General features: G+C 72.1%; 23 protein-coding genes and 1 riboswitch. Of the genes, 10 read left to right on the top strand and 13 right to left on the bottom strand.

Features of this window, described 5'->3' with window-relative positions; translation table 11 throughout:
* The first annotated feature begins 203 nt into the window (after positions 1 to 203).
* Positions 204 to 692, top strand: a complete 489-nt coding sequence (locus tag Apa02nite_RS24150; RefSeq protein WP_198170617.1) for a DUF4265 domain-containing protein — start codon at positions 204 to 206, stop codon at positions 690 to 692.
* Between the two features lie 279 nt (positions 693 to 971).
* Here Apa02nite_RS24150 and Apa02nite_RS24145 read toward each other — a convergent pair whose 3' ends face one another.
* From Apa02nite_RS24145 to Apa02nite_RS24130, 4 genes are all read right to left on the bottom strand, one after another.
* Positions 972 to 1,754: a phosphatase PAP2 family protein gene (locus Apa02nite_RS24145; protein WP_239164527.1), complete on the bottom strand. Its 783-nt coding sequence runs from the start codon at positions 1,752 to 1,754 to the stop codon at positions 972 to 974.
* A 220-nt stretch (positions 1,755 to 1,974) separates the two neighbouring features.
* A complete protein-coding gene (locus Apa02nite_RS24140) occupies positions 1,975 to 2,967 on the bottom strand; it encodes a tetratricopeptide repeat protein (protein WP_203827008.1) in 993 nt (330 codons plus the stop codon).
* A 77-nt stretch (positions 2,968 to 3,044) separates the two neighbouring features.
* Positions 3,045 to 4,367 (bottom strand): AAA family ATPase, encoded by a 1,323-nt coding sequence (locus Apa02nite_RS24135; RefSeq protein WP_203827007.1) that lies wholly within the window; start codon positions 4,365 to 4,367, stop codon positions 3,045 to 3,047.
* 324 nt (positions 4,368 to 4,691) lie between these two features.
* The gene (locus tag Apa02nite_RS24130) at positions 4,692 to 5,765 is read right to left on the bottom strand and encodes an epoxide hydrolase family protein (RefSeq protein WP_203827006.1); all 1,074 of its coding nucleotides are present in this window, start codon (positions 5,763 to 5,765) and stop codon (positions 4,692 to 4,694) included.
* 53 nt (positions 5,766 to 5,818) lie between these two features.
* Here Apa02nite_RS24130 and Apa02nite_RS24125 point away from each other — a divergent pair, with 53 nt between their 5' ends.
* Positions 5,819 to 6,232, top strand: a complete 414-nt coding sequence (locus Apa02nite_RS24125) for a MarR family winged helix-turn-helix transcriptional regulator (protein ID WP_203827005.1) — start codon at positions 5,819 to 5,821, stop codon at positions 6,230 to 6,232.
* 244 nt (positions 6,233 to 6,476) lie between these two features.
* On the opposite strand, the gene Apa02nite_RS24120 is transcribed toward Apa02nite_RS24125, so the two are convergent.
* The 3 genes from Apa02nite_RS24120 to Apa02nite_RS24110 form a co-directional block, all read right to left on the bottom strand.
* Complete coding sequence (locus Apa02nite_RS24120) at positions 6,477 to 7,457, bottom strand: C40 family peptidase (RefSeq protein WP_239164526.1); 981 nt, start codon at positions 7,455 to 7,457, stop codon at positions 6,477 to 6,479.
* Positions 7,458 to 7,473: 16 nt separating this feature from the next.
* Positions 7,474 to 7,606, bottom strand: a riboswitch (cyclic di-AMP (ydaO/yuaA leader).
* 113 nt (positions 7,607 to 7,719) lie between these two features.
* Positions 7,720 to 8,637 (bottom strand): M56 family metallopeptidase, encoded by a 918-nt coding sequence (locus Apa02nite_RS24115; RefSeq protein ID WP_203827004.1) that lies wholly within the window; start codon positions 8,635 to 8,637, stop codon positions 7,720 to 7,722.
* Complete coding sequence (locus tag Apa02nite_RS24110; RefSeq protein ID WP_067686159.1) at positions 8,634 to 8,984, bottom strand: BlaI/MecI/CopY family transcriptional regulator; 351 nt, start codon at positions 8,982 to 8,984, stop codon at positions 8,634 to 8,636. Before Apa02nite_RS24110 ends, Apa02nite_RS24115 begins: the two co-directional genes overlap by 4 nt.
* A 75-nt stretch (positions 8,985 to 9,059) precedes the next feature.
* Between Apa02nite_RS24110 and Apa02nite_RS24105 the strand changes: the two genes are divergently transcribed.
* Genes Apa02nite_RS24105 through Apa02nite_RS24090 form a run of 4 tightly spaced genes read left to right on the top strand, consistent with a single transcriptional unit; the run spans position 9,060 to position 15,874 of the window.
* Positions 9,060 to 10,475, top strand: a complete 1,416-nt coding sequence (locus Apa02nite_RS24105) for a cytochrome ubiquinol oxidase subunit I (protein WP_203827003.1) — start codon at positions 9,060 to 9,062, stop codon at positions 10,473 to 10,475.
* Positions 10,476 to 10,487: 12 nt separating this feature from the next.
* Positions 10,488 to 11,468 carry a cytochrome d ubiquinol oxidase subunit II gene (gene cydB, locus Apa02nite_RS24100; RefSeq protein WP_203827002.1) on the top strand — a complete coding sequence of 327 codons (981 nt, stop codon included), beginning with the start codon at positions 10,488 to 10,490 and terminating at the stop codon, positions 11,466 to 11,468.
* Positions 11,465 to 15,310: a thiol reductant ABC exporter subunit CydC gene (cydC, locus tag Apa02nite_RS24095; protein ID WP_239164525.1), complete on the top strand. Its 3,846-nt coding sequence runs from the start codon at positions 11,465 to 11,467 to the stop codon at positions 15,308 to 15,310. Before cydB ends, cydC begins: the two co-directional genes overlap by 4 nt.
* A 9-nt stretch (positions 15,311 to 15,319) precedes the next feature.
* Positions 15,320 to 15,874 (top strand): TetR/AcrR family transcriptional regulator, encoded by a 555-nt coding sequence (locus Apa02nite_RS24090; protein ID WP_203827001.1) that lies wholly within the window; start codon positions 15,320 to 15,322, stop codon positions 15,872 to 15,874.
* Here Apa02nite_RS24090 and Apa02nite_RS24085 read toward each other — a convergent pair.
* Genes Apa02nite_RS24085 through Apa02nite_RS24075 form a run of 3 tightly spaced genes read right to left on the bottom strand, consistent with a single transcriptional unit; the run spans position 15,848 to position 18,512 of the window.
* Positions 15,848 to 16,342 (bottom strand): GNAT family N-acetyltransferase, encoded by a 495-nt coding sequence (locus Apa02nite_RS24085; RefSeq protein WP_239164524.1) that lies wholly within the window; start codon positions 16,340 to 16,342, stop codon positions 15,848 to 15,850. The two genes, Apa02nite_RS24090 and Apa02nite_RS24085, sit on opposite strands and share 27 nt — an antisense overlap.
* Positions 16,343 to 16,354: 12 nt before the next feature.
* On the bottom strand, positions 16,355 to 17,950 hold the full coding sequence (locus Apa02nite_RS24080; protein WP_203827000.1) for a methyl-accepting chemotaxis protein: 1,596 nt from the start codon (positions 17,948 to 17,950) through the stop codon (positions 16,355 to 16,357).
* A gap of 37 nt (positions 17,951 to 17,987) precedes the next feature.
* Entirely contained in the window at positions 17,988 to 18,512 is a 525-nt protein-coding gene (locus tag Apa02nite_RS24075) for a hypothetical protein (protein ID WP_203826999.1), read from the bottom strand.
* 73 nt (positions 18,513 to 18,585) lie between these two features.
* On the opposite strand from Apa02nite_RS24075, the gene folP reads away from it, so the two are divergent.
* Entirely contained in the window at positions 18,586 to 19,452 is an 867-nt protein-coding gene (gene folP, locus Apa02nite_RS24070) for a dihydropteroate synthase (RefSeq protein WP_067686180.1), read from the top strand.
* Positions 19,453 to 19,593: 141 nt separating this feature from the next.
* Here folP and Apa02nite_RS24065 read toward each other — a convergent pair whose 3' ends face one another.
* Positions 19,594 to 20,157 carry a TetR/AcrR family transcriptional regulator gene (locus tag Apa02nite_RS24065; protein ID WP_203826998.1) on the bottom strand — a complete coding sequence of 188 codons (564 nt, stop codon included), beginning with the start codon at positions 20,155 to 20,157 and terminating at the stop codon, positions 19,594 to 19,596.
* Positions 20,158 to 20,235: 78 nt separating this feature from the next.
* Between Apa02nite_RS24065 and Apa02nite_RS24060 the strand changes: the two genes are divergently transcribed.
* The gene (locus tag Apa02nite_RS24060; protein ID WP_203826997.1) at positions 20,236 to 21,666 is read left to right on the top strand and encodes an MFS transporter; all 1,431 of its coding nucleotides are present in this window, start codon (positions 20,236 to 20,238) and stop codon (positions 21,664 to 21,666) included.
* Positions 21,667 to 22,503: 837 nt separating this feature from the next.
* On the opposite strand, the gene Apa02nite_RS24055 is transcribed toward Apa02nite_RS24060, so the two are convergent.
* Positions 22,504 to 23,133 carry a DUF4241 domain-containing protein gene (locus Apa02nite_RS24055; RefSeq protein ID WP_203826996.1) on the bottom strand — a complete coding sequence of 210 codons (630 nt, stop codon included), beginning with the start codon at positions 23,131 to 23,133 and terminating at the stop codon, positions 22,504 to 22,506.
* 29 nt (positions 23,134 to 23,162) lie between these two features.
* On the bottom strand, positions 23,163 to 24,872 hold the full coding sequence (locus Apa02nite_RS24050) for a hypothetical protein (protein WP_203826995.1): 1,710 nt from the start codon (positions 24,870 to 24,872) through the stop codon (positions 23,163 to 23,165).
* A 123-nt stretch (positions 24,873 to 24,995) separates the two neighbouring features.
* Between Apa02nite_RS24050 and Apa02nite_RS24045 the strand changes: the two genes are divergently transcribed.
* Together Apa02nite_RS24045 and Apa02nite_RS24040 are read left to right on the top strand one after the other, a co-directional pair.
* Positions 24,996 to 25,409 carry a hypothetical protein gene (locus Apa02nite_RS24045; protein WP_232343964.1) on the top strand — a complete coding sequence of 138 codons (414 nt, stop codon included), beginning with the start codon at positions 24,996 to 24,998 and terminating at the stop codon, positions 25,407 to 25,409.
* A 9-nt stretch (positions 25,410 to 25,418) separates the two neighbouring features.
* A complete protein-coding gene (locus Apa02nite_RS24040; RefSeq protein ID WP_203826994.1) occupies positions 25,419 to 26,192 on the top strand; it encodes an LLM class F420-dependent oxidoreductase in 774 nt (257 codons plus the stop codon).
* Positions 26,193 to 26,340 lie beyond the last annotated feature (148 nt).

Raw genomic sequence — 26,340 nt, 5'->3', positions numbered from 1 at the left:
CCACCGCGCAAGATGCCCGCCGCCACGCGATGCTCCGGACCGCACGCGAAAAGGCACCGACCACAGCACGGCCGAACCGGATCACCCATTCGTGCGCGTTGAGGAATGTGGGCAGCGCCAGGAAAGCGCCGGCCAGGAACGGCCGATGATCACACGGCGCGTTGATCACCTTTCGGTGGGGGAAATGATCCAGAATGCCCGACGTGACCGTTGATGAATTGGCGGATCACTCGCATATCCGGCTGGTGGCCGGGCTCGGGGCGGGTGGTCAACTTGTCTACGAAATGGTGCTGACCCGGACCGTCGAGCCGGATCTGCACCTCGTCCTCGGTACGCCCGCGCTGGTGGAGGGGATAGCGGCCGGTGATCGGATCCGGATGCATGCGGGCGGCGGCTTCGAGGTGGTGCAGCGGGGCGGCAACATCTGCCTGCTCGTGGTGCTCGCGACACCCGCCGACGCCGAGGAGCTGGCGCCGTTGCGGGATGCCTTCGACGATCTGGGCGGGATCGTGGAGATGCCGCCGGACCGGCGGTTCATCGTCATCACCGTGCCGGCGGCCGCCGGGTTCGACGCGGTCGAGGAGACGATCGACGCCTGGACCGCGCCGCGCGGCGACCATTGGGAGTACGGCAACGTCTACGACCCGGACGGCCAGCCCCTGAACTGGTGGGAACAACCCCACCCCGGCTGACCACCCACCCCCGTCCTACCGCGACCTCGACGACTCACGGCCGCATACCGACCCAAGATCGCGAGACGGCAAGCGGCGGCAGAGCAAGGCGAGGGCGGCGGCAAAGCAAGGCGAGGGCAGCGGCAAGAGACAAAGGCAGGCGGCAACGAGAGACGGGCAGCGACAAGGGCCAGGCCGCAAGCCAAGCGAGAAGCGCGGGTCACCGGGCGGCACTGCGCCCACGAGCTCGGCCACCGGCTGCGGCTGCGGCAGACGAACGCGAGCGGCCGCCCAAACCCGCTACCCCCGCAGAGCGGGCTCCTCCACCGGCAACACCCGCTGCCGGGGCACCGCACCCACGCCCACCAGCTCCGGCACCGGCACCGCCACCGGGTACTGCGCCCGCACCACCCAGTACGCCACCCCGAGCAACCCCACCGCCGCGATCGCGTCCAGCCAGTAGTGGTTCCCGGTCCCCACCACCACCAACAACGTGACCACCGGGTGCGCCAGCCACAGCCCACGCCACCGCCCGGACGTCGCGGCGATCAGCGCGACCGCCACCACCACCGCCCATCCGACGTGCAGCGACGGCATCGCCGCGTACTGGTTGGAGAGCTGGTCGGTCTCCGGCGCGCCGTAGACGGCCGGGCCGTAGAGGCGGCCGAGGTCCAGCATCCCGGTGTCGGTGAGCATCCGCGGCGGGGCCAGCGGCATGACGAAGTGCACGAGCAGCGCGGTGCCGGTGAGCAGGACCAGGATGTTGCGGGTCCACCGGTAGTGCGCCGGGCGGTAGACGTACAGCCAGATCAGGCAGGCGATGGTGGCCGGGAAGTGGACGTACGCGTAGTAGCTGTTCGCCACCTCGACCAGCCAGTGCCAGGTCAGCAGCCGGTGCTGGAAGCTCAGCTCACCGGGCAGGTGCAGCCGGTGCTCCAGGTCCCAGACGGCGCGCGCGTTGCTGAACGCCTCGGACACGTGACCGTTCGCCGCAAGGCGGCCGACCTTGTAGATCAGGAACAGGACCGCGACCAGACCCAGCTCACGGAGCGCAGACAACCAGCGGGATGGGGCGACGGTCACAGCGAGCTCCTCGATGAGCCGACACCGGCCTGACACACCGGCACGATAAAAACGAAAAGTCGTCACATCGTTGAGGGAAACCGATATGACGGGATACCGGGGGCCACGGTAGTGATCGCCCGCAACACCGCCCTGACCAGCGGATCTTCGCGAGAGGTTAAACGGAGCTTGAACGAACCATGACGCCCAGCATCCGTAGATCTTGCCACTTGTGCAAGATTCACCCTGCGGATAGTGACGTAACCCGCACCCGAAACGCGCCCGACATCATCAGCAGCCCCACCGCCCCCACGGCGAGCAGCAACGGCAGCCAACGTCCGGTCACCGCGTACGTCAGAAGCATCGCGACCGAACCACCCGCCGCCACCAACCCGGTGATCACCCCGCGCCGCGGCAGGAATGCCAGGCACCGCCAGGGCACGCGTCCGGCCGGCAGCAGCACCCGGGCCGCGAAGCTGACCATCACGACCGCCACCACCAGCGCGATCGCCTGGGCGAAGCACCCCGCCAGGGCCCACCAGCGGGCCGTCAGGCGCACCGCGAGGACCAGCGGCACCCCGACCGCGAGCCCCCGCCGCAACCCGGCCAGCACCCCGACGATCGGCCAGGCGAGGGCCTGACCGTCGAGCCGGGCCGGATGGTCCGCGGCCAGCTCCCGCAGTCCGCGCATGGCGTCGGCGACGTGCAGGCGTTCCGCGTTGAGCAGGGCGATCAGCCAGCGGCCGCCGGGATGCTCCGGATCCTCGGCGAGCGCCGCCTTGGTGGCACGCGCGGCGGCCCGGCGGCGGCCGGCCACCCGCTCCACCTCGGCCAGGGTGAGCAGGCTGGGCACCGACCGCGGGTCGAACGCGAGGGCCTGCCGGGCCGCGGACCGGGCCGGCCCGAAGTCCCGGCCGGCCAGGTGCGCGCGGGCCAGCACCCGGTGGACCTCCGGTTCGGCGGGGCGCAGCCGGACCGCCTCGCCGGCCGACGCCACCGCCGCGGCCGCCCGGGACAGCGCGATCAGGTTCTCGGCGCGCTCCGCGTGCGCACCGGCCCAGCCCGGTTCGGCCGCCACCGCGGCGTCCGCGGCGACCAGCGCGTCCGCGGGCCGGCCGGCCACCCGCAGCACCGCAGCGAGCAGCGCCAGCAGTTCCGGATCGCCGGGCCGGTCGAGCAGCCCGAGCCGCAGCTGCTCCTCGGCCTGGTCATACCGCCCCAGCTCAGCGAGCACCCGCGCACGAGACCCCGCCGTCATCGAGGCCCGCGCTTCTCAAAAAAGATCATCGAGGCCCGCGCTTCTCAAAAACCTCACCGCGGCTTGCGCTTCTTGAGGTACGCGGCCAGGTCGTCGTACTCGCCGCTCTGATTGGCGAACATGGCGACGTTGCGGGCGGTGGTGAACCACGCGTCGGTGGACGGCCGGATCTCCCGGGCCGCGGCCAGCATGTCCGCCTGGTTGATCATGCGGATCTCGCCGCTGTCGATGGAGTCGCGCATGGCGAACTCGGCGGCCGTCTCGCACAGGTGCGCGAGGTCGGCGCCGGAGTAGTTGTCGGTCGCCGCGGCCACCACGTCCAGGTCGATCCCCTCGACCGGACGGTCCCGCAGGTGGTACTCGATGATCGAGGCGCGGGCCGGCACGTCCGGCGGCAGCACCAGCACGGTCCGGTCCAGCCGGCCCGGCCGGCGCAGCGCGGCGTCCACGTCCCACGGCGCGTTCGTCGCGGCGAGCACGAAGACGCCCTCGTTGCCGCCCTGCACCCCGTCCAGCTCGGTGAGCAGCTGGTTGACCACGGTACGCATCGCCGACGAGTGCAGCTGGCTGCGCTTGTGCCCGAGCGCGTCGATCTCGTCGAGGAACAGCACGCACGGCGCGTGCCCGCGCGCCGACTCGAACAGGTCGTGCAGGTTGCGTTCGGAGCTGCCCACCCACATGTTCAGCACGTCGGTGATCGACAGCGAGATGAACGCCGCGCCCATCTCCCCGGCGACCGCCCGGGCCAGGAAGGTCTTGCCGCAGCCGGGCGGCCCGTAGAGCAGCAGACCGCCGCGCAGGCTCTTGCCGAACAGGCTGCGGAGTTTCGGGTTGCGCAGCGGTCCGAGGAAGGAGACCTCGAGCCGCTTCTTGACGTCGGCCATCCCGCCGACGTCGGCGAGGGTGACGGTGGACCGCTCCACGTCGAACGACCGGTCCCCGTGCCCGCTGACCGGTTCCGGCTCGTCTCCGGACCGGTTCCCGGCGAACCGCGGCGGCACCACGTCGCCGAACTGCTGCTCCATCGCCGCCCAGTCCACCCCACCCGGCCGCGGCACCGGATCGCCGGCCGCCGGATCGTCCGCAGCGGCAGGCTCCCCCGGCTCGTGAGCAGCCGGCTCCCCGGGTTCTCCCGCCGCCCGGGGCTCCCCCGGCGCCCGGTGACCACCCTGCGGCGGACCGCTCAGCGCCATCGTCATCAGCCGCTGGGCGGCCGCGTTGCCCGGTTCCCGGCTGAGCACCTGAGCCACATGCCCGATCGCTTCGGCACCCCGCCCGGCCGTCACCAGCAGCTCGGCCAGATGCAGCCGCAGCGGCAGGTCGTCCGGGCGGGCCTGCACCGCCGCAGTGAGGCTGTCGATCAAGGCGTCGCTCATGACCGCGATTATGCCCGCGCCGCCCACAACCCCCATCGCACCACCGGCCCGTCCCCCCGCTTGCGGTCCGCGTTCCCTTTCAAAACCCCCATGCGGTACGACTACCGAGCGCTCGTCCGCAGGCTACGAGCCACGCCCCGCCCGTGAGGCCGCCGCGACACCGTGCCCACCCCGGACCGCAACGCGCCTCCGGGTCCTGGCTGGGCCTCAGGGGTGTCTCCGCGCTGCGGAGACACCCCTGAGAGCCAGCCGCCCAACCGCGAGCGCGCCGACCGCCGCGAGCGGCAGCTGGCACACCGGGAGGGCGCCGACCGCCGCGACGGGTCAGCGGTTGGTGAGGGTGCGGAAGAAGTTGGTGACGTCGGCGGCGAAGAGATCCGGGACCTCCAGGGCGGCGAAGTGGCCGCCGCGGGGGAACTCGGTCCAGTGCCGGATGTCGAAGCGCTGCTCGGCGAACGGGCGGATCGACTGGGTGAGGTCACCCGGCAGGACGGCCACCCCGAACGGCACGGTGACCACCGGCGGCCGGGTCGTCCAGCTCTCCTTGATCAGGCGGGCCGAGGATCCGGCCGTCCGGTGGAACCAGTGGTGGGCCACCCCGGCCAGGATCCGGTCGTCCGGCACCGGGGTGGCCGGGTCGGACCAGGTGTCGAACTTCTCCGCCCAGAACGCGAGCAGGCCGGCCGGTGAGTCGGTGAACGCGTACGCCGGGGTCTGCGGCCCGGCCGCGAACAGCAGCTGGTGCGGGTGCCGGTTCGCGGCGAGTGCCATGGTCTTGGCCAGCCGGGCCTGGTCCGCCGGGGACAGGCCGTCCGGGGCGCCGGTGGTGGGCAGGTAGTTCACGTGCACCCCGGCCACCCGGTCCGGGGCGAGCGCGGCCAGGTGCTGGGAGATCCCGGCGCCCCAGTCGCCGCCTTGCGCGCCGTACCGCCGGTAGCCGAGCGCGGCCATCAGCTCGGCCCAGGCGCCGGCGACCCGCCGGACGTCCCAGCCGCGCCGGGTGGTCGGCCCGGACAGCCCGAAGCCGGGGATGGCCGGCACCACCACGTGGAAGTGCTCGGCGAGCAGCCGGAGGACGTCCAGGAACTCGACGGTGCAGCCCGGCCAGCCGTGGGTGAGCACGATCGGCAGCGCCCCCGGGTCGGGGTGGCGCAGGTGCAGGAAGTGCACCCGGTCGCCGCCGATCTCGGTGACGTACTGCGGGTGGGCGTTGAGCTCGTCCTCGTGGGCGCGCCAGTCGAAGGCCTGCCAGCGGTCGGCGAGGGCGCGGACCCGGGCGAGCGGGAGGCCGTACTCGTCGCCGGCGTCGGGCAGCTCGTCCGGCCAGCGGGTGCGGGCCAGCCGGTCGGCCAGGTCGTCGAGGTCGGACTGCGGGAGGCGGAGCCGGAATTCATTCATGCGACTAACGTTAGACCGACTAACGTTAGTTCGTCGAATGGTATTGTCGGCACGTGGAGAACCTGCCGAGCTGGCTGCTCACCCAGACCGCCGCGCACGCGCACCGCCTGGTCGGCGACGGTTTCGCCGAGGTCGGCGCGCGGGGCTACCACTACCGGCTGCTGGCGTCGCTGATCGCCGAGGGGCCGGCCAGCCAGGCGGCGCTGGGCCGGCGCACCGGCATCCACCTCAGCGACCTGGTCGGCGCGCTCAACGAGCTGGAGACGGGCGGGTTCGTGGGCCGATCCCCCGACCCGGCCGACCGCCGCCGCAACGTCATCACGGTCACGACGGCGGGGCGGGAGCGCGCCCGGGAGCTGGGCGAGCGCGCGGCGGCGATCCAGGACGACCTGTTCGCCCCGCTGACCGCGGACGAACGGGACCAACTGGCCGGGCTGCTGCGCAAGGTGCTCGCGCACCATCAGTGATCCCGGCTGGGCCTCAGGGGTGTCTCCGCGCTGCGGAGACACCCTGAGAGCCAACCCCCTGGCGGCGCGCTGCGGCCGGGAGTGGCCACGGTCGCGCGCGAGACCATCACGGGACTCGGCTCGTAGCCTGCGGGCGGGGAGTCATCGCTCGTACCAAAAAGGTGGTCGGGACCGAAAGCGGTCAGGAAGCGAAAGGGCCGCCCCCGAGAACAACCGGGAGCGGCCCTGCCTGATCTGGAACGGTCTAACCGGGCCGGCGGTAACCGGCGATCGGACCGCGGTCGATCGTCGCCATCCGCACGAAGTCGCCCGTGTGCGGTGCGTGCACCACCATGCCGCCACCGATGTAGATGGCCACGTGGTGCACGTCGGAGTAGTAGAAGACCAGGTCACCCGGCTGCAGCTCGCTGCGGCTGACCGACTTCCCGGAGCCCCACTGATCCTTCGTGTAGTGCTCGAGGTGCACCCCGACGGCCGCCCAGGCCTCCTTCGTCAGACCCGAGCAGTCGTAGCTGTTCGGACCCTCGGAGCCGAAGACATAGGGCTTGCCGATCAGGTCACACGCACGCTGAGCGGCACGGCCGCCCTTGTCGTTGGTGTAGTCGACCGGACACGGACCGGTCTTGTACGGCCCGTCGCTCGCGCCGGACGCGCCATACGCCTTGATCCGGAGCTTCTGGAGGGAGTTGATCTCCTTCTCGATCGCCGACTTCTTGGTCTTGAGGTCGGTGTCCCGAGTGGAGATCTCGGATGCCAGCGCATCCACCTTCTCCTTGTCGGTCGCGTACTTGTCGCGGAGCTTCACCACGCCCTGGATCGACGCCGTGCGCTTGCTGGCCAGCTGCTCGAGAAGGGAGAGCTTCTCGGTCAGGCCGGTCGGCTTGCCGCTCAGGATCGCCCCGATGGTGCTCGGCGGACCCTGCATGTAGGCGTCGGCAGCCAGGCCACGGACGTCCGTCATGGCCGCGTCGACCTGCTTCTGCAGCGGAGCGAGCGTCTTGTTCAGCTGCTTCTGCTGCTTCTGCAGCTTGAGCAGCTTCCCGTGCACGTCGTTGTAGTCCTCGATGACGGGCTCGAGCTCGTTCCACTGCTTGTCGATCTGGGTCTCGACGCTGCCCGGCGAGGGCGTGGCGTGGGCAACGACAGGACCGGTGAGAACGAGTCCGGCTGTGGCGGCCGCGCAGAGAACACTGCGCAGCACACCACGCGCGCCTATCCGTTTCACGTAGGTGCGTTGTCCTTTCTTCCCACTCGGCCGCCGACCGGGTTAGCTGACGGGTTCGGGCGGGAAGCACGCCCGGCCGCGCGAACGCGGCTTCACCCCGGGTGCGTGGGTCCCCGGCTCGCCTCGCGGCGATTAGGCGGTGGTTCGTCAGATCGGCCGGATGGACGATGGGGGGCTGCCGAACCGGGGATCACCGTACTCGGATCATGCAGGCAACAAAAGCATGCGTGAGGGGGGAAACCGCACGCACACTCACCAGCACTCAGAGTGAGCGGAATGGCCAGGCGTCCAGGGCCCGGCCGAGCCAGGGCACCACCAGGATCACCGTGGGTAACACCAGGAGACCCGCCGCGGCGAGGCCGGCGAGGACCGACAGACCTGTCGCACCGGGCGCCGGACCGGCCAGCCGGTCGAGACGGCGACGCCGGGATTCACCCGCCGGGTCGGCCGGGGCCTCCTCCGCGAGGGGTACGGCGTCGGAGAGCCGGGCCAGCGCCTCCCGCAGCGGCACCGGCCCGGTACGCCGGCGAGCCGCGTCGTCGGCGACCATCTCGAGCAGCAGGTGCACCGCGTCGAGGGGCGCCCGGCTGCGCAACGGCCGCGGCACCGCCTGATAGAACGCGGTGAACGACTCCATCACCAGCTCGTGCCGGTGCCGCAGGTGCGCCTGCTCGTGGGCGAGCACCGCGTCCACCTGCGCCCGGTCCAGAATCCGCAGCACCGCGTCGCTGAGCACCACCCGCGGCTCCCGCCCCGGCACGCAGTAGGCGAGGGGCAACGCCCCGTCGAGCACCCGCACCTCGGCCCCGCCCAGCTCACGGTGCCGTTCCACCCGGTCCAGCAGGTCGACGAGCATCCGGTGCCGGGCGCGCCGGGCGCGGGCCCGGACACTCACCTTGACCAGCGAGATCAGCAGCCGGATCACGATCACGGCGGCCACCACCAGCGAGAACACCAGCGCCGCGACGGTCCACGGGTGGTCCGCGCCGGACGCCCGGGTCATCTCCTCCGGGGCGGCGAGGACCACGCCGAGCGCGCAGAGCACCGCGGTCAGGGTGAGCGCCTGCCAGAGCAGGACGGCGGCGACCGGGGCACGGTCCGGCCAGCGCGCGCCGGCCAGCACGCCCGGTACGGCCAGCGAGAGGGTGAGCCCGAGGGCGCCCAGCAGGAGTGCGGTCACGTCTCTTTCGGTGGGACGTCCAGGGCGGCTCGGATGGCGCCGGGGGGCAGCTGACCGAGGAAGTATGCCAGCGCGGCGTCCCGATCGGGAGTGGCGCTGAGCGCGTCGAACATCAGCGCCGCGGTCATCTCCTCGCGGGACTGGGCGGGGGCGTACTTGTAGGCACGGTCCGCCTTCTGCTGGACGACCAGCTTCTTCTTGGCGAGACGGTCGAGGACCGTCATCACAGTCGTATACGCCAAATCACGATTTCTGCTGAGAAGGTCGTGCACCTGCCGCACGGTGAGCGGCTCGGACGCGTCCCACAGCTGTGTCATGACCTCACGTTCAAGGTCGCCTAGTGCCATGTGACCCATCCTACTAGGGCCGGTCGTACTACGTCTCGTAGTATCTACTACGAAGAGTCGTAGAGGGGACACCCGATGGACGTGCTCGACCTGACCAGGCTGCAGTTCGCGGTCGTGACGGTTTACCACTACCTGTTCGTACCGCTGTCGATCTGCCTGTCGGCGGCCGCGGCGGGGCTGCATCTGACGTGGCTTTTCACCCGGGACGAGCGCCATCTCGCGCTGACCAAGTTCGTCGGGAAGCTGCTGATCGTCACGTTCGCGGTCGGCGTGGTGACCGGGCTCGTCCAGGAGTTCCAGTTCGGGCTGGGCTGGAGCGCGTTCGCCAAGTTCTACGGCGACGTGTTCGGGCCGACCCTGGCGGTCGAGGGGATGCTCGCGTTCTTCCTCGAGGCGACGTTCCTGGCGCTGTGGTACTTCGGCTGGGATCGGCTGCCCCGGCGGCTGCACGCGGCGACCATCGTGGTGGTGGCGGTGGGGACGCTGCTGTCGGCGTACATCATCCTGGCGGCGAACTCGTTCATGCAGAACCCGGTCGCGTACGCGATGGACCCGGTCACCGGGCGCGCGCACCTGACCAGCTTCGGCGAGCTGCTGACGAACGAGGTGGTGCTCGCCGCGTTCCCGCACACGATGGCCGGTGCGGCGATGGCCGGCGGCGGGCTGCTGCTCGCCATCGGGGTGTGGCGGCACGCGGCCGATCCGGCGTTCCGGACCCTGGCCCGGCTCGGCGCGTGGCTGATGCTGATCGGCGGGGCGATGACCGCGATCACCGGCGACCACCTCGGCAAGGTGATGACCGCGGTGCAGCCGATGAAGATGGCCGCCGCCGAGGCGCTCTACGAGACCACCACCGGGGCGCCGTTCTCGGTCTTCGCGCTCGGGACGCTCGGGCACGACAAACCGTTCCTGACCGTGGAGATCCCCCGGCTGCTGTCCTTCCTGGGCACCGGATCGTTCGGCGGGACGGTGCAGGGGATCGACGACCTGCAGGCGCAGTACGTGGCGCAGTACGGGCCGGGCAACTACATCCCGATGATCCCGGTGGCGTTCTGGACGTTCCGGCTGATGATCGGGGCGGGGGTGGCGGGGATGGCTCTGGCCGCCTACTACCTGTGGGCGTCGTCTCTTCGCCGTCGATTCCGGATCCCGTTGCTGCCCGCGTTCCTGCAGATGGGAGCCGGTGTCCCGACATGGATCAAGCGGATTCTCCTGCTCTCGCCGCTGCTGCCGGCCGCCGCGAACACGTTCGGGTGGGTGTTCACCGAGACGGCTCGGCAGCCGTGGCTCGCGTTCGGCATCTCGAAGGTGTCCGACGGGATCTCGCCGGGGTTGACCAGCGCTGAAGTCTTGCTGTCGCTGGGCGGGTTCACGCTGGTCTACGGGTTGCTGGCGATCGCTTGGTACAAGCTCGTCGTCCACTTGTCGCGCCAGGCACTATTTCCCGAGATCTCGGAGAAGTCGCCTGTCGAACCTGCCCCCGCCTACTGAGGAGCGCCTCCCATGATCACTTTCTGGTTCGCGATCCTCGTCCTCGCCTGGGTGCTCTACTTCGTCCTCGAGGGCTTCGACTTCGGCGTCGGCGTGCTGGCACCGTTCCTCGGCCGGGACGAGCACGAGCGCGGGGCGGCCATCCGGACGATCGGCCCGTTCTGGGACGGCAACGAGGTCTGGCTGGTCGCCGCGATCGGCGTCACCTTCGCCGCCTTCCCGGACTGGTACGCGGTCCTGCTCTCCGGCCTGTACCTGCCGATGGTCGGCATTCTGCTGCTGCTCGCGGTGCGCGGCGTCGCCCTGGAGTTCCGCGGCAAACACGACTCGCCGTCCTGGCGCCGCCGCTGCGAATGGCTGCTGTCCGCCTCGTCGGCCGGCGTGGTGCTGCTCTGGGGCGCCCTGCTCGGCGTCTTCACCCACGGCCTGGCCCTCGACGCGAACGGCACGGTCACCGGCCACGGCATCAGCCGCAGCCTGTCCCCGCTGTTCACCCCGGCGGCCGGCCTCGGCGCCCTGGCCGCCCTGATCGCGACGATCCTGCTCGGCGCGACGTTCCTCTCCCTGCGCACCACCGGGCCGGTCCGCCGCCGCGCGGTCGCGCTGGCCCGGCAGGCCGGCAACATCGGCACGGTCGGCCTGCTCCTGGCCGGCGTCGCCACCGGCTCCCGGCTGACCCTGGTCGCGGCGGTGGTCAGCTTCATCGCCGGCATGCTGGCCCGCCAGGGCCGCGAGGGCGCCGCGTTCACCGCGACCGCGATCGGGGTGGCCGGCGCGGTGGTCGCGGTCTTCACCACGAACGGCTCCGTGGTGTTGCGGAGCACGCTCGACCCGCTGTGGTCGCTGACCCGGTCGTCGGCGGCCGCGAGCCCGTCCGCACTGAAGGTGATCACCGTGGCCGGCGTGCTGATCCTGCCCGGCGTGCTGGCCTATCAGGCCTGGTCCTACTGGGTCTTCCGCCGCCGCGTCGCCAGCGAGCGGGTGCCGTCGTGACCCCCGCGTCCCCCCGCGGTCTTGTCCGCAACGGATCGCTGCGGCCGGGCCGCGGGTGGGCGCGGTTCCTTCCCCGCCCCCAGGCCGATTCTCCCGGCAAACCCCTTTCCGGTACGCCCTCAGCACCGTCCCCGCACCTTCCCGGCGCGGATTCCGCTCCTGGCGGGCGGCGGGGATCGGACTCCTCCCGCTCGCCCAGCGGGCCGGACTCCTCCCCCGGGCCGGACTCCTCTCCCACGCCGGGCTCCTCCCCCGGGCCGGGCGGGCGTCGTGCCGGCCGGGGGCCGATCGATCCGCGGCTGCTGCGGCACGCCCGCAGCGGCCGGGCCGGGGTCGCTCTGCTCGCCCTGATCGGAACCGGACAGGCCACCGCGACGCTGGCCATCGCGGTAGCGCTCTGCTGGATCGTCGCCCCCTCGATGTCCCCCTCGCTGCTGCTCGGCGGCTCCCGCACCGCGGCGATCACCCTGCTCGCCGGGGCGTTCGTGGCGCGCGGGCTGCTCTCCTGGACCGAACAGGTGGTCGCCCGCCGCACCGCCGCCCGGGTCACCGACGAGCTGCGCCGTTCCCTGCTCGCGGCGATCGTCCGGCGCGGACCGGCGTGGGTGGCCTCCTACGGTGCGGGCCGGCTCACCACCGTGCTCGGCGCCGGGCTGGACTCGCTGCGCCCGTGGTTCTCCGGATACCTGCCGTCCCTGGTCCTCGGCGTGCTCCTGCCACCCGCGGTGATCGTCGTGATGGCCCTTGTCGACCCGGCCTCCGCGATCATCGCCCTGCTCACCCTCCCGCTGGTACCGCTGCTCGGCGCTCTGATCGGCTGGGCCACGCAGGCCCGCTCCCGTCAGCGCTGGGCGGCCGACGCCCGGCTGGCCGGCCACTTCCTCGACGTGGTGCACGGCCTCGGCACCCTCCGGATGTACGGCCGTGCCGAACGCCAGATCACCGTGATCGCCGACCTGACCGAACGCCACCGGCACGCCACCCTGCGGGTGCTGCGCGTCGCCTTCCTCTCCTCGACCGCCCTGGACCTGGTCGGCACCCTGGCGGTCGGCCTGATCGCGGTACAGGCCGGCCTGCGGGTGGCCGGCGGCTCGATGTCCCTGGCACCGGCCCTGCTCGCGATCCTGCTGGCCCCGGAGGCCTACCGCCCGCTCCGCGAGATGGCCGCCCGCTACCACGCCGCCACCGACGCCACCGCAGTCATCGCCGACGTCGACGACATCCTCACCACCCCCACCCCAGCGAGCAGCGATAGTGCATTCGCGGCCGCTCGCCACGCCGCGGGTGGTGCCTCCGGGCAGGACGACCCGGAGGCGGCGAGCGCCGGACGCGCGGAGTGGGCGGCCCTCACCGACGCGGCCCGGTGGGGAGTGCTCGCGGCGGGAGTCCGGGCCGCCTACCCGGGCACCTGCGGTGACGCGCTGTGGCTGCCGGAGCTCGCGGTCCGAGCCGGAGAGCTGGTCGCACTGCGCGGGCCGTCCGGTGCGGGCAAGAGCACCGCGCTGCGGGTCTTCGCCGGTCTGCACCCGGCCGAGGCCGGCGCGGTCGCGGTAGGACGCGCGTTCCACCTGTCACAGCGCCCGGCGCTGCCGCACGCCCGCACGGTCGGTGAGGCCTTCGCTGACGACACCACCGCCGAGGAGATCCTGGCCGCGCTACGCATGGTCGGCCTGGATGACGAGGTCGCCGCGGACACCCCGCTCGGCGAGCACGGCAACGGCATCTCGGCCGGCCAGCGCCAGCGCCTGGCCCTGGCCGCGCTGCTGCACCGAGCCGGCCGCGCCGCCGCGCTGACCCGGCGCGCCGCCGCCCGCCCGCAGCGCGACGAGCCCGGCCCGCGGCGCCACCCGTTCCCGGTCGTCACCCTGCTGCTCGACGAACCGACCGCCCACCTCGACCCCACCGCCGAACGCCTGGTCGTGGCCCGCCTGCGCGAATTCGCCCAACGTGGCTGCGCGGTCCTGGTAGTAGCCCACCGCCCAGCCCTCCTAGCCGCCGCCGACCGCGTCATCACCCTCCACCCCCAAACCCCAGCTGGCCACGAGGGGTGTCTCAAGGACCCCGAGACACCCCCCGACGCCAGCCACCACAGCTCGGCTGGCGCTCAGGGGTGCCTCAACAACCCCGACACACCCCTCAAGACCAGCCAGCGCAGCTCGGCTGGGGTTGCGGGCTCTGACACGGCCGCCGGCGTCGGCCGGATGCTGGCGTGGCGGCGGCCGTGGGTGGCGGTGGTGCTCGGGGCCGGGTCGGTGCTGGGTGGGATCGTGCTGACCGGGTCGGCGGCGTGGCTGCTGGTTCGGGCGGCGAGTCTGCCGCCGGTGCTCACGCTGTCCGCGGCGGTGGTGCTGGTGCGCGGCAGTGCGGTGGCCCGGCCGTTGCTGCGGTATCTGGAGCGGCTGGTCGCGCACGATGTGGCGTTCGCGCGGTTGGGGAGCCGGCGGGCGCGGGTCTATGCGGACCTGATCCCGCGAGTGCCGGGGCCGCGGCTGCATCGGCGCGGGGATCTGCTGACCCGGCTGGTCGACGACGTGGACGCCCGGGTGGACGGTCTGCTCCGGGGCCGGCTGCCGGCGCTGACCGCGGCGGTCACGATCGTCGTCGGGGGCGCGGCCGCGGTCGGCATGGCGATCGCCGGGGCATCGGCGGCAGGAGCAGCAGGCGGCGCGCTGGGGATCGCGCTGGGCGTGGTCGTGCCGCTGGTGGCCGGGGTGCTGATCGCCGGGGTGCTCGCTCCGCTGGTGGCCGGGTGGCAGGCGGATCGGCAGGACGCGGCCACCGGGGTGGCCCGGGCCGCGCTGCGCGATGCGATGGTGGAGACCGTCGACGGCGTGGAGGAGTTGGGCGCCGGGGCGGGGCGGTCCGGCGTACCGGAGGAACGGAGCCGGACCCTCGCGAACCTGGAGGCGCGCGCGGCCCGGACCGCCGGACTCGCCGCGGCGATCGCTCACCTGGGGTGGGCGGTGGCGGCCGCCGGGACCGCGCTGGCACTGGACCGCACCGGACTGTCCGCGGAGTGGAGCGCGGTGCTGATGCTCGGCGTGATCGCTTTCGGCGAGCCGATGGTGACCCTGCCGGAAGCGGCCATCGCCCGCCGGCGAGCGGCCGGCGCGGAACGCCGCGTCACCGCCCTGACCACCGAACCCACCCCGGAAACGACACCCGCGACCGGCAAGGAGAAGGACGCCCGAACCGCGGCGGGGGCGGTATCGGTCACCGGGCTGGTCGCCGGCTGGGATCCGCGCGCCGAACCCACCCTCGACGGCCTTGAACTCCACCTCGCCCCGGGTGCCAGGATCGCCGTCACCGGGCGCTCCGGCGCCGGGAAGTCCACGCTCGGCGCCGTGCTCGGCGGGCTCCTCACGCCACGGGAGGGGCGCGTCCAGGCAGGTGGCAAGGCAGTGCTCGTCGGGGAGGAGACCGGGCACGTCTTCGCTTCCACCGTACGGGAAAATCTGCGTCTCGCGTCGCCTGCCGCAACCGATCCGCAGCTCCTCGCCGCCCTGCGGCGTGTCGGTCTCGCACCGTGGCTCGCCGCGCTGACGGACGGTCTGGACACCTGGCTCGGCACCGGCGGCAGCACGATGTCCGGCGGGCAACGACGACGGTTCGCGACGGCGCGGGCCCTGCTCGCCGACCCGGCGCTGCTGATCCTGGACGAGCCGACCGAGGGCATCGACGAGGACGGCGCGCGGGAGTTGATGGCGGATCTGCTGGACGCGGCGTCCGGGCGGACCGTGCTGATCTTCGCGCACCGGGCGGAGGGGCTCGAGCTGGTGGACCAGGTTTACGAAATGGCCGACGGCAAGCTAAATGTCCGGTTGGACCGATCGGTCCTCTAGGGTGGGTTCATGGCACGTACGCCGGTTCCGGGCACCCGTGACACCATTCTGACCGCGGCCGCCGGACTGTTCTACCGGTACGGCGTGCGCGCGGTCGGGATGGCGCAGGTCGTCGAGGCGGCGCACTGCGGGAAGAACCTGCTCTACCGGCACTTCCCGGGCAAGACCGAGCTGGCCACCGCCTATCTCACGCTGTCCCGCCGGGAGCGCGAGAAGGCCGCCGCCGAGGCCCTGCGCTGGGCGAACACCCCGGCCGCGCAGCTGGTCGCCCTGGTCACCGAGATCGCCGAGAGCACCCGCCGGCCGGGATACCGGGGGTGCGCGTTCCGCAACTACCTGACCGAGTTCCCGGGTGCCACCGACGAGCCGGCGCAGGTGGCCCGGGCCTACCTGGCGGACAGCCGCGCCCAGGTCGACCGGCTGGTGACCGAGCTGGGCGGGAACGACCTGCTCGCCGACCGGATCTGGCTGATCGTGGACGGGGTGCACAGCGGGCCGCCGGAGCAGGCCCAGGTGGCCGTGGACTGGGTGGCCGAGCTAGTCAAGGTGCCGGGCATAAAGTAATTTGTCGTAACGACGCGCACCAAAAGTGACAAAGCGCTCCAGGACGCCATATTTCCGAAAGCCCAGCGACTCGTACAACGCAGCCGCCCCCACATTGTCCCCGCGAAGATCGAGCGTGAGCACCTCGATCCCCGCCTCCTCAGCCGCCGCGATCAGGGCAGACATCACCGCCCGCCCCACCCCCATGCCCTGAAATTTCGGACTTATCGCCAATTTCTCGATGTCTGCGTTCATCCGATGGGTCGGCCGTTCATAACGCCGCCAATACCCGAACCCGATCGCCTCGCCGCCGGAGAAAGCGACAGCCAACACCGTCACCCCGGCCAGCAGCTCCACCACCTCCGGCACCGGCGGTGGCTCCACCCATCCCAGCGCCGCTCCCCCGGCCACCAGCTCCCGCACCACTCCCGCGAGCGCCACCGCGTCCCGCTCGGACACCGCGCCCAGCCGCACCTCGACATCCGCCACCCGGCAAGTCAATCAGGTCCGGTAGTGCGCCACCGTCGACTGCAGGTCCGCCGCCGTCCGCGCCAGATCCGCCGCGGTCTGCTGCGTCTCGGTCGCCCCCGCCGTCACCTGCGCCGCCGCCTGCGCCACCCCGGCGATCGTCCCGGCGATCGCGGTCGAGCCCTCGGCCGCCTGCCCCACACTCCGGGCGATCTCCGCGGTCGTCGCGGTCTGCTCCTCCACCGCCGCCGCGATCGTCGTCGCGTAGTCGTTGATCGTCGCGATCACCGCCGCGATCTGCCCGATCGCGTGCACCGCCCCGTCCGTCTCGGACTGGATCGACGCCACCTGCGCGGTGATCTCCTGGGTGGCCCGGGCGGTCTCCTGGGCCAGGTCCTTGACCTCGGCCGCGACCACCGCGAACCCCTTGCCCATCTCACCGGCCCGGGCCGCCTCGATCGTCGCGTTCAGGGCCAGCAGGTTGGTCTGCTCGGCGATGCTGGTGATCAGCTTGACCACCGTGCTGATCTGCGCGGACGCCTCGCCGAGCCGGGACACGCTGGTGTTGGTGTTCTCCGCGGTACGGGCCGCCTCGGCCGCCACCCCGGCCGCCTCGTTGGCGCTGTTCGCGATCTCCCGGATCGACACGCCCATCTCGTCGGCACCGGCGGAGACCGCCTGCACGCCGTCGGAGACCCGGCCGGCCGACTCGGAGACCGTGCTGACCTGCGCGGACGTCTCCTCGGCGGAGACCGACAGCTGGGCCGAGACCGAGGACAGCTCCTCGGAGGCGGAGGCGAGCACGTCGGCGCTGCCCCGGACCCGCCCGACCAGGGTGTCCATCGCCTCGGCGGTGTGGTTCAGCGCGTCCGCCATCCGGCCCACCTCGTCGCGGCTGCCGACCTGCGCGCGGGCGGTCAGGTCACCGTCGCGGAGCCGGTCCAGCACGCCGACGCAGCGCGACAGCGGCCGGACGATCATCTGGCTGACCAGGACCGCGAGCGCCACCCCGATCAGCGCGCTGAGCACCAGCATGATCAGCACCCGCCACTTGGTGTGCTGGTAGCGGTCCTCGGCGACGGTCTCCTGCTCCGCGGTGGCCTGCACGGTCAGGTCGGAGAGCGTGGTAAGCCGGGTACGCACCTCGGTCATCAGCGGGGTGATCTTCTCGGTCCGGATCGTGTTCACCCTGACCTGGTCCCCGGCGGCCGGCAGCAGGGTGCCGGTGAGCACGTCCAGGTACTGACCCCACCCGGTGCGGAACGCGGCCAGCGCGGACGCGGCGGCCTCGCTCAGCGGGTAGGCCTGGTACTTCGTGGCGTACTGCTCGACCTGGTCCTCGGCGGTGGCCAGCGCGGCGGCCGCGGTCGCCCGGCCGGCGGCGTCGGCGGCCAGCAGGTCGTCGCCGGCCGCCAGCCAGGACCGGTTCACCGCGCTCCGCAGGTTCCCGATCGTCTCCAGCTCCAGGCTGTGCTGATAGCCCGCCTTCACCTGGCCGTTCGTGGCGCCGAGGCTGCCCATCGCGAAGAGGCCGTCGGCGACGCTGAGCACGGCGACGACCAGCACCGCGAACATGATCTTCGCGCCGACCGGCCGATCGGCCAGCAGACGGAACGAGCGTCCGGTCATCACCTCACAGTGTCAGCACCGGGGTGGCCCGATCAGCTCAAACGCCGAAACGCTCGCGCCGGTAGCCGTCCCGCGCGCTCTCCAGCCGCTGCTTCTCGAACGCCGACCGGCCGGTCCGGTACCGCGCCCGGCCCGCCTCGGTGCGGAACGCCGAGCGGGGCACCGCGTACCGGCCGAGCATCCGGCGGGTGACGAAGAGCAGCACCTCGTCGAGCGCGGCGGCGGCCTTCGCCAGGTCCTCGGCGGCGTACCGGTCGGCGACCAGCATCCACTGGCCCGGATCGAGCAGCTGGGACGGCGTGCAGCCGTCACCCCACCGGAAGATGTCACCCGTCCGGGGGAACGGTTCCGGCTCCCCCGGGGTGCGGAAGTGGTACTCCCGGGGGTGGCCGCACCCGGGGCAGGCCCAGTCGTACCGGACGGTGTTCTCCCGGCCCACGTCGAGCACCGAGGCACTCCACGGCAGGCCCCGGCCAGGGAAACTCCCGTCGCCGCAGGGGCACGGGTGGAACGCCAGGAAAAGGGTCGTTTCCGCAGAGGTCCGCGCGAACGGTATGCGCATGCGAAGACGCTAGCGAGCCGCTGCCCGAGACGCCATCACGTGCCCTGACCGGCCGCTGTTAGGGTCCCGAGCTGTGAGCGACATCAGCGGCGCCCGGATCATCGGCGGCCGGACCTTCGATTTCTCCCGCCGTGCCGTCGTGATGGCGATCGTGAACCGGACCCCCGACTCGTTCCATGACAAAGGGCGCACCTTCGCGCTGGAGAAGGCCACCGAGGCGGTCCGGGCCGCGGCCGCCGACGGCGCGGACTGGATCGACATCGGCGGGGTGCCGTTCGCGCCGGGTCCCGAGGTGAGCGCGGCCGAGGAACTGGACCGGGTTTTGCCGGTCGTCGAGGCCGCGCAGGGGCTGGCCGTGGTCTCGGTCGACACGTTCCGCCCGGAGGTCGCCGCCGAGGTGATCAAGCGGGGCGCGGGCGTCGTCAACGACACCTCCGGGCTGCGCGATCCGGCGATGGCCGAGGTGGTCGCCGGCACCGACGCCCAGCTGGTGATCTGCCACAGCCTGGCCGCGCCGCGCACCCTGCACCCCAGCCCGCAGTACCGGGACGTGACCGGTGAGGTCGCCGCGTTCCTGCGGGCGAAGGTCGCGCTGGCGCTGTCCCGCGGCGTCCGCCCCGACCAGATCATCATCGACCCGGGCCACGACCTGAACAAGAACACGCTGCACTCGCTGGAGCTGACCCGACGCCTCGACGAGATCGCCGCGATCGGGTACCCGATGCTCGCCGCGCTGAGCAACAAGGACTTCATCGGCGAGACGCTGGACCGCCCGCAGCAGGAGCGCCAGGCCGGCACCCTGGCCACCGTCGTCTTCAGCCTGCTGCGCGGCGCGCGGATCATGCGGGTCCACGACGTGCGCGCGGCCGTCGACGCGGTCCGGATGACCGAGGCCATGCTGGGCTGGCGCGAACCGGCCTACCTCAAACACAACATCTAAAACCCTGTTCGGTACGACCTCGGCCTGCACCAACCGCAAGCAGCCCGTACCGGGCCTCCACGCGACGCCCAGCCCGCACCGGATCGCTGTGCCGTTCCGGGCTGGATCCGGTGGTCCCGGCCGGCGGTCCCCGGCGCGGCGTCAGTCAGCCGTGTCGCCCTCGGCCGGCAGCGTGCTGAGCAGGTCGATCATCCACGACTGCTGGGCGACCGCGTCCGGGCCGACGACGCGCATCGCGCCGAGCACCGTGAGCAGCATGCCCATCGCGAAGAAGTCCCGGGTCTCCTCGGCGCTGGCCCCGGTCAGCTCCCGGACCAGGTCGTACTGACTGCCGAAGCAGGCGCGCACTGCGTCACCCAGCACCGGATCGTCGCCGCCGGCGGCGAACCCGTGCAGCAGCACGGTCAGCAGGTCCCGCTCGGCGAGCAACTCGTGATACGCGTGACCCAGCCCGGCGAGGGTCGGCTCATGCTCGGCGGCCGCCCGCCACAGCGCCTCGATCCGCAGGCTCGCCTGACGCACCGTGGCCAGGAAGAGCTCCTGCTTCGACCCGAAGATCCTGATCACGTACGGCTGTGACACACCGGCCAGCCGGGCGACCTGGTCGGTGCTGGTGCCGGCGTATCCGCCCTGCGCGAAGGCGGTGATCGCGGCGGCCACGATCTGTTCCTGACGTTCCGATGCGGTGAGGCGGGTCCGAGTCACGTTGACATGTTATCAGTTGATGCTTACCGTACTTAGTTATCAGCGGATAACAACTTCCGTGGACTCCAGGGGGATGTCGTGACCACTCTCGTACCGGAAAAGCCCGACTCTCTCGCGCCGGACGGACCCGCCGCCGGGGCGCGGACCCGGACCGCCCGGCCGATCGCGGCGATCCTCGCCGCCGTCGGCATCCCGACCTTCATGGTGTCGCTGGACAACCTCGTGGTCAGCACGGCGCTGCCGGTGATCCGCACCGAGCTGCACGCCTCGATCGCCGACCTGCAGTGGTTCGTCAACGCCTACACGCTGCCGTTCGCGGCGTTCCTGCTCACCGCGGCCGCGTTCGGTGACCGGATCGGCCGCCGCCGGATGTTCATCGCCGGCATCGTCGTCTTCACCCTCGCCTCCGCGGCCGCCGCGCTCTCCACCGAGGCCTGGCAGCTCACCGCGGCCCGGGCGGTGCAGGGCCTGGGCGGCGCGGCGATCACCCCGCTGGCGCTGACCCTGCTGGCCCGGGCGGTGCCACCGCAGATGCGCAACGCCGCGGTCGGCATCTGGGGTGGCATCACCGGTCTCGGCGTCGCGGTCGGCCCGGTCGTCGGCGGCGCGGTCGTCAACGGCCTGCACTGGTCCTGGATCTTCTGGCTGAACGTGCCGGTCGGCGTGATCGCGGTGATCCTGGCGACCACGGTGCTCGACGAGTCCCGCGGTGACGGCCGCAAGCTCGACCCGATCGGCCTGGTCCTCTCGGCCGGCGGCATGCTGCTGCTGATCTGGGGCGTGGTGGACGGCCCGGACCGCGGCTGGACCTCCGGCCGGGTGCCGGTCATGCTGGTCACCGCGGTCGTGATGCTCGCCGGGTTCCTGTTCTGGCAGTCCCGCAACAGCTCGCCGATGCTCCCGCTGCGACTGTTCCGCAACCGGGGCTTCAGCCTGGTCAACGCGGTGACCCTGACGTTCTCGGCCGGCGCGTTCGGCTCGGTGTTCCTGCTCGCCCAGTTCTTCCAGGTGGTGCAGGGGCTCAGCCCGCTGCAGTCCGGCCTGCGCACCCTCCCGTGGACCGCCGCCCCGATGCTCGTCGCTCCGCTGGCCGGCCTCTTCGCCAGCCGGATCGGCCAGCGCAACCTGATCGTCACGGGCCAGGCGTTCCTCGCGGCCGGCCTGCTCTGGGTGGGCCTGACCCTGTCGGTCACCGTGTCCTACACGTCGCTGATCGGCGCGTTCGTCCTGGCCGGCATCGGCATGGGCCTGACCTTCGCCCCGGTGAGCACCATGGTGCTGGCCAGTGTCGACCCCGCCGAACACGGCGTCGCCTCGGGCACCAACAACACCATCCGCGAGTTCGGCGTCGCGGCCGGCGTGGCGGCGCTCTCCTCGATCTTCAGCTCGCTCGGCGGCTTCTCCAGCTTCGACAGCTTCCTCGACGGCACCCGCCCGGCGGTCCTCACCGGCGCCGCGATCCTCGCCGTCGGCGCCGTGATCGCCCTCTGGCTCCCCCGCCGCGCCTGACCCCGCCCGCGCCCGCCCCGCCTCGCACCTGACCCGCCTCGCACCCGACCCGCCGCACCGGGCCCGCCGCACCGCATCGCACCGCGGCCCGCCCGCACCCTCGCGGCGCGGCGCCTCCCGACTTTGGCTGGCTCTCAGGGGTGCCTCCGCGCTGCGGAGACACCCCTGAAGCCCAGCCCCGGTGCGGCGCGGCGCGGCACGGCATGGCACGGCGCGGCACGGCATGGCACGGCACGGCACGGCGCGGCGCGGCACGGCGCGGCACGGCGCGGCACGGCGCGGCGCGGCGCGGCACGGCGTGGCGCGGCACTGATCGAAAAGCGACGGCCGGAAACAATCCGAAGTGAACTGTTGCACTCACGCAACATGGCTGCAACGATGACCTTCAATTCCGAGCTGCATGGTCACCGTGAGGACATCGGCCTCGTCCGGCCGGTCCAACCCCACCTCACGGCAGCCGTCACGGCAGCACGGAGAGCACCGCCCGCCACCCCCGGCGGCGCGAAGACAGCGTGTGCCGGACCTCCGACCGGCACACGCTGTTACGTTCCCGGCTGGCATTCACGGTCGCCTCAACGCCCCGGACACAGCCCTCAGCACCAGCCGAAACCCGCACCGCGCCGCGGTCCCGGCCCGCAGCGAGGTCCCGGCTGGCGCTCAGGGGTGTCTCGGCGGGCCGGAGGCACCCCTGAGGACCAGCCGGGGCCTGGGGGCGCGGCTGGGCATGGGGGTGGGCGGATGTGGCGCGAGGCCACCACGGGACTCGGCTTGTAGCCTGCGGCGGGCGCTCCGTCTCCGTACCGGACAAGGGCGGTCGGAAGCCGGGACTTCCGGGAGTTAAGGGACGACCAGGAAGTCGGTGACAAAGCAGGCGACGTCGCCGGACTCGGTGAGGCCGACGTAGGTCGGGTAGTAACCGTCGCCCCAGCCGGACTCGACCATGATCAGGTTGGCGCCGGACTTCTCGTCGACGACCTGGGCGAAGTGGCCCGGGACCGGCGCCTCCGGGAAGTCGTCCGGGTCGAAGGCCTCCTCGAAGTCCTCCGAGTCCCAGCGGGCCAGGATCTGCCCCACGGTGATGTCGGCGAAGGCGCCGCCGCCGGTCTCCACCGCGTAGCCGAAGAACTCGCCGTCCTCCAGGTCGGCCGGGTCGTCGCCGTCGACGAGCGCCAGCTCCCAGGTGGCGACCGGCTCGTCGCGGATCGTCAGCTGGACGGCGGCGACCCGGCGCTGCCACTCGCGGTCCTCCTTCTCGAGCACCGCGACCCAGGCGGTCACCGGGTAGGCGCCGGGCGCGACGGTGATCGAGAACGGCTCGTCGTCCTCGTCGGTGATGCCTGGGTCGAAGGCGGCCAGCCGGCCGGTGGGCAGCGAGAGGTCGCCGAGCGGGTGCGCCTCGACGACGTAGGTCACGTCGTCGTGGGCGTAACGGGAACCGGCCTGCAGCAGGCGGTCGAGTTCAGGCATGCGCGCAAGGTACCGGACCGGTACGACACCTACCCGATCTGCACCCACACATCGTCGATCGTTCCGCGGAACTGGTCGCCGCCGACGGTCAGCGGCGCGGTGCTGTCCAGCGCGAGCGTGGCCGGCACCGGGACGGTTTCCTGCAGCACGTCGTCGACGTACAGGGACAGGCCCGGATCGGAGCGGCGGCACTCCAGGGCGTGCCAGGCGCCGTCGGTGACCGGGACCCTCCCGTGCGCCACGTGGACGGCGTCGATGCCACAGGCAGGCGTGCCGGCCACGACCTGGAGTGCGTACCGGCCGCCGGACAGCAGGGTGGACGTCTCGGGGGCGGCGAGCTGCACGCTCGCGCCGTACCGGAGGGGCCGGGTGCCGGGGGTGAGATCCGGGGTGGCCTCGCTCTGCAGCATCAGCCCCGGGAAGCGCAACGCCTGCCCGGTGCCGTGCGCCACCAGGGTGGGCGCGGCGGCGGTGCCCGGCACGGTACGCAGCGGGTGCCCCCGACCCGACCCGTCGTCGAAGGTACCGTCCGCGACGGTCGTGTCGAAGTTGTACGAGGCCACCACGGGTGACGTGACCGGGGCGTCCTTGAGGTTCGCCGCGGCCACGCCGAACTCCGCGTACCGCTTGCGCGGCTGCCCGCCGACCGTGGTGAAGTCACCGGCCGCACTGACCGACGCGAGCTCCGCGCTGGCCGCCAGGGATCGGGTCCCGGCGACACCGTTGGCCTGCGGCGCCCAGTCGAGCAGGTTGCCCTGCTGGTCGACGGCGGCCAGCTTGCCGCGCGGCACCGAGCCGTCCGTGCAGATCCCCTTGACCCCGTTGTTCGTGGTCGTGCAGGCCTTGTCGAAGTGCCCGCCGACGTAGACGGTCCCGCCCAGCACGGTGATCGCCTGCGCGTCACCGTCGAACACCCGGGTCCAGCGGATCGCCCCGGTACGCGTGTACGACACCGCCCGCCCACCCTGCCCGCCGAGCGCCGCGTACACCCCGTCGTCCGCAGCGGCCAGCGCGAACACCTGGGACACCGGCTTCGGCAGGAACGTCGGGTCGAGCACCCCGGTGACCGGGTGCACCGCGGTCAGCCGCAGCGTCGAGCGCGCCCCGTTGGTCCGGTGGAAGCTGCCGCCCAGGTAGATCCGGCCGGCCGTGGCGGCGAGCGCGTGCACGGTGTCGTCGGTGGTCGGCGCCCACGCGTCGAGCGCGCCGGTCGTGGTGCTGAACGCGGCCAGGTTGGTCCGCGGCACCCCGTCCACCGCGGTGATCCGGCCGCCGACGTAGACCCGGCCGTTCCCGGTGGTGAGCGCGTTCGGCTGGCCCAGGACGGTGTGCCGCATCGTGGTCAGCACGCCGTCGGCGGCACCGATCCCGGCGATCGCGTCCCGGGGCTCACCGTTGACCTTGTCGAAGTCGCCGGCCGCGAAGACGGTGTCGCCGTCCACGGCGAGAGCCCGGACGTTGGCGTCGGCGCTGGGCTTCCAGTCGAGCAGGGCGCCGGTACGCGAGTCGAACGCGGCCAGCCGGGTGCGTTCCACCGCGCGGCCGGCGGCGACGGCCTTGGTGAAGTTGCCGCCGACGTAGACGGTGCTGCCGCGGTAGGCGACCGCGTAGACCGAGCCGTTGAACGACGGGGAGGTCACCGGGCTGGAGGAGACGATCTCGGCGTACGCGGTGCCGCCGACGGCGACGAGGACCGCCGCGATACCTCCGATAAGTGCTTTTCCAGGGAGATTGGCCACGTTGGTAGCTAACTTCCCGACCCGGTAAAGGTGGCGCGCGGCGGGCGACTGCCGGTGGGGCGAACTATGCTGCCGCGTACCCGTCATCGAGAAAGGGGAATGCCGATGCGCCACCGCACCGTCATGCCCATCACCATGATCGCTATCGCGGCACTGGCCGCCGGCTGTGAGATCGACATCCCCCCGGAGGCGATCCCGGCGCCGTTCAGCGTCGCGCCGATCCCCTCCGCCTCGGCCGGCCAGCCAAAATACGTCTGCACCGCGGTCTACAAGATCCTCACCGACGGCGCGATCCGGGCCGCCGCCTACGCGACCGGCTCGGGTGACGACGCCCGCGAGGGCCTGCAGAAGACGTTCGCCGACATGGCCGCCCAGGTCACCGCGGCCGGCGCGAAGAGCGACGTGGCCACCCAGCGGGCCGCCGTCGACGAGGTCGCCGCGGCGCTCACCCAGGGCGCCCAGTCCACGGATCCGAAGGCGTTCCTCAACGGGGAGTTCGCCACCGTCGGGCAGAAAATCGACAGCACCTGCCCATAAGCTCGACACATGATCGATAGGCCGGTTCGGATCGGGCTGCAGTTGCAGCCGCAGCACATGGACTACGACACCATCCGCCGGACAGCCTCGGAGGCGGAAGAGGCCGGGGTCGACGTCCTGTTCAACTGGGATCATTTCTACCCGCTGTACGGCGAGCCGGACGGTCCGCACTTCGAGTGCTGGACCATGCTCGCCGCCTGGGCCGAGTCCACCTCCCGGGTGGAGATCGGCGCGCTGGTGTCCTGCAACAGCTACCGCAACCCCGAGCTGCTGGCAGACATGTCCCGCACCATCGACCACATCAGCGCCGGCCGGCTCATCCTGGGCATCGGCTCGGGCTGGTTCGAGCGCGACTACACCGAGTACGGCTACGAGTTCGGCACCGCCGGCGGCCGCCTCGACGACCTGGCCGAGGCGCTGCCCCGGATCGAGTCCCGGCTCGGCAAGCTCAACCCGCCGCCGACCCGCAAGATCCCGGTGCTGATCGGTGGCGGCGGCGAGAAGAAGACGCTGCGCCTGGTCGCCAAGCACGCCGACATCTGGCACTCGTTCGCCGACGCGGAGACCCTCGAGCACAAGCTGGGCGTGCTGCGCGGGCACTGCGAGACGATCGGCCGCGACCCGGCCGAGATCGAGGTGTCGGTGGCCGGCAACCCGGAAAGCCTCGACCGGATGCACGAGCTCGGCGGCCGGCTCTTCACCCTCGGCGTCGGCGGCCCGAAGCCGGACCTCGGCGAACTGCGCGAGCTGCTCGCCTGGCGCGACGACATGAACCGGAGCTGAGAGACAGGTCGTGTCCCGCGGATCACGCGGGACACGACCTGAGCCGTTCCGCCGTGGTGAACGCACCGCCAGGACCCCTTCTAGATCGACATATCTTGATACGCTGCGGGCAGGTCCGAGCGGTCTCGTCGGGGGATCTCCGCCTCGA

This window comes from Actinoplanes palleronii (genome assembly GCF_016862315.1).
In the GTDB taxonomy this organism is placed as follows: Bacteria; Actinomycetota; Actinomycetes; order Mycobacteriales; family Micromonosporaceae; genus Actinoplanes; species Actinoplanes palleronii.
The sequence above is the reverse complement of the archived record's forward strand: the minus strand, read 5'-3'. Positions and strand labels throughout refer to the sequence as shown.

Bases quoted from the DNA above. Each gene is read 5' to 3' on its own strand.
- Apa02nite_RS24135 (WP_203827007.1), bottom strand. From the start codon at position 4,367: ATGAGCGACGCCTTGATCGACAGCCTCACTGCGGCGGTGCAGGCCCGC.
- Apa02nite_RS24130 (WP_203827006.1), bottom strand. From the start codon at position 5,765: ATGAATGAATTCCGGCTCCGCCTCCCGCAGTCCGACCTCGACGACCTG.
- Apa02nite_RS24110 (WP_067686159.1), bottom strand. From the start codon at position 8,984: ATGGCACTAGGCGACCTTGAACGTGAGGTCATGACACAGCTGTGGGAC.
- Apa02nite_RS24105 (WP_203827003.1), top strand. From the start codon at position 9,060: ATGGACGTGCTCGACCTGACCAGGCTGCAGTTCGCGGTCGTGACGGTT.
- cydB (WP_203827002.1), top strand. From the start codon at position 10,488: ATGATCACTTTCTGGTTCGCGATCCTCGTCCTCGCCTGGGTGCTCTAC.
- Apa02nite_RS24090 (WP_203827001.1), top strand. From the start codon at position 15,320: ATGGCACGTACGCCGGTTCCGGGCACCCGTGACACCATTCTGACCGCG.
- Apa02nite_RS24080 (WP_203827000.1), bottom strand. From the start codon at position 17,950: ATGACCGGACGCTCGTTCCGTCTGCTGGCCGATCGGCCGGTCGGCGCG.
- Apa02nite_RS24075 (WP_203826999.1), bottom strand. From the start codon at position 18,512: ATGCGCATACCGTTCGCGCGGACCTCTGCGGAAACGACCCTTTTCCTG.
- Apa02nite_RS24055 (WP_203826996.1), bottom strand. From the start codon at position 23,133: ATGCCTGAACTCGACCGCCTGCTGCAGGCCGGTTCCCGTTACGCCCAC.
- Apa02nite_RS24045 (WP_232343964.1), top strand. From the start codon at position 24,996: ATGCCCATCACCATGATCGCTATCGCGGCACTGGCCGCCGGCTGTGAG.
- Apa02nite_RS24040 (WP_203826994.1), top strand. From the start codon at position 25,419: ATGATCGATAGGCCGGTTCGGATCGGGCTGCAGTTGCAGCCGCAGCAC.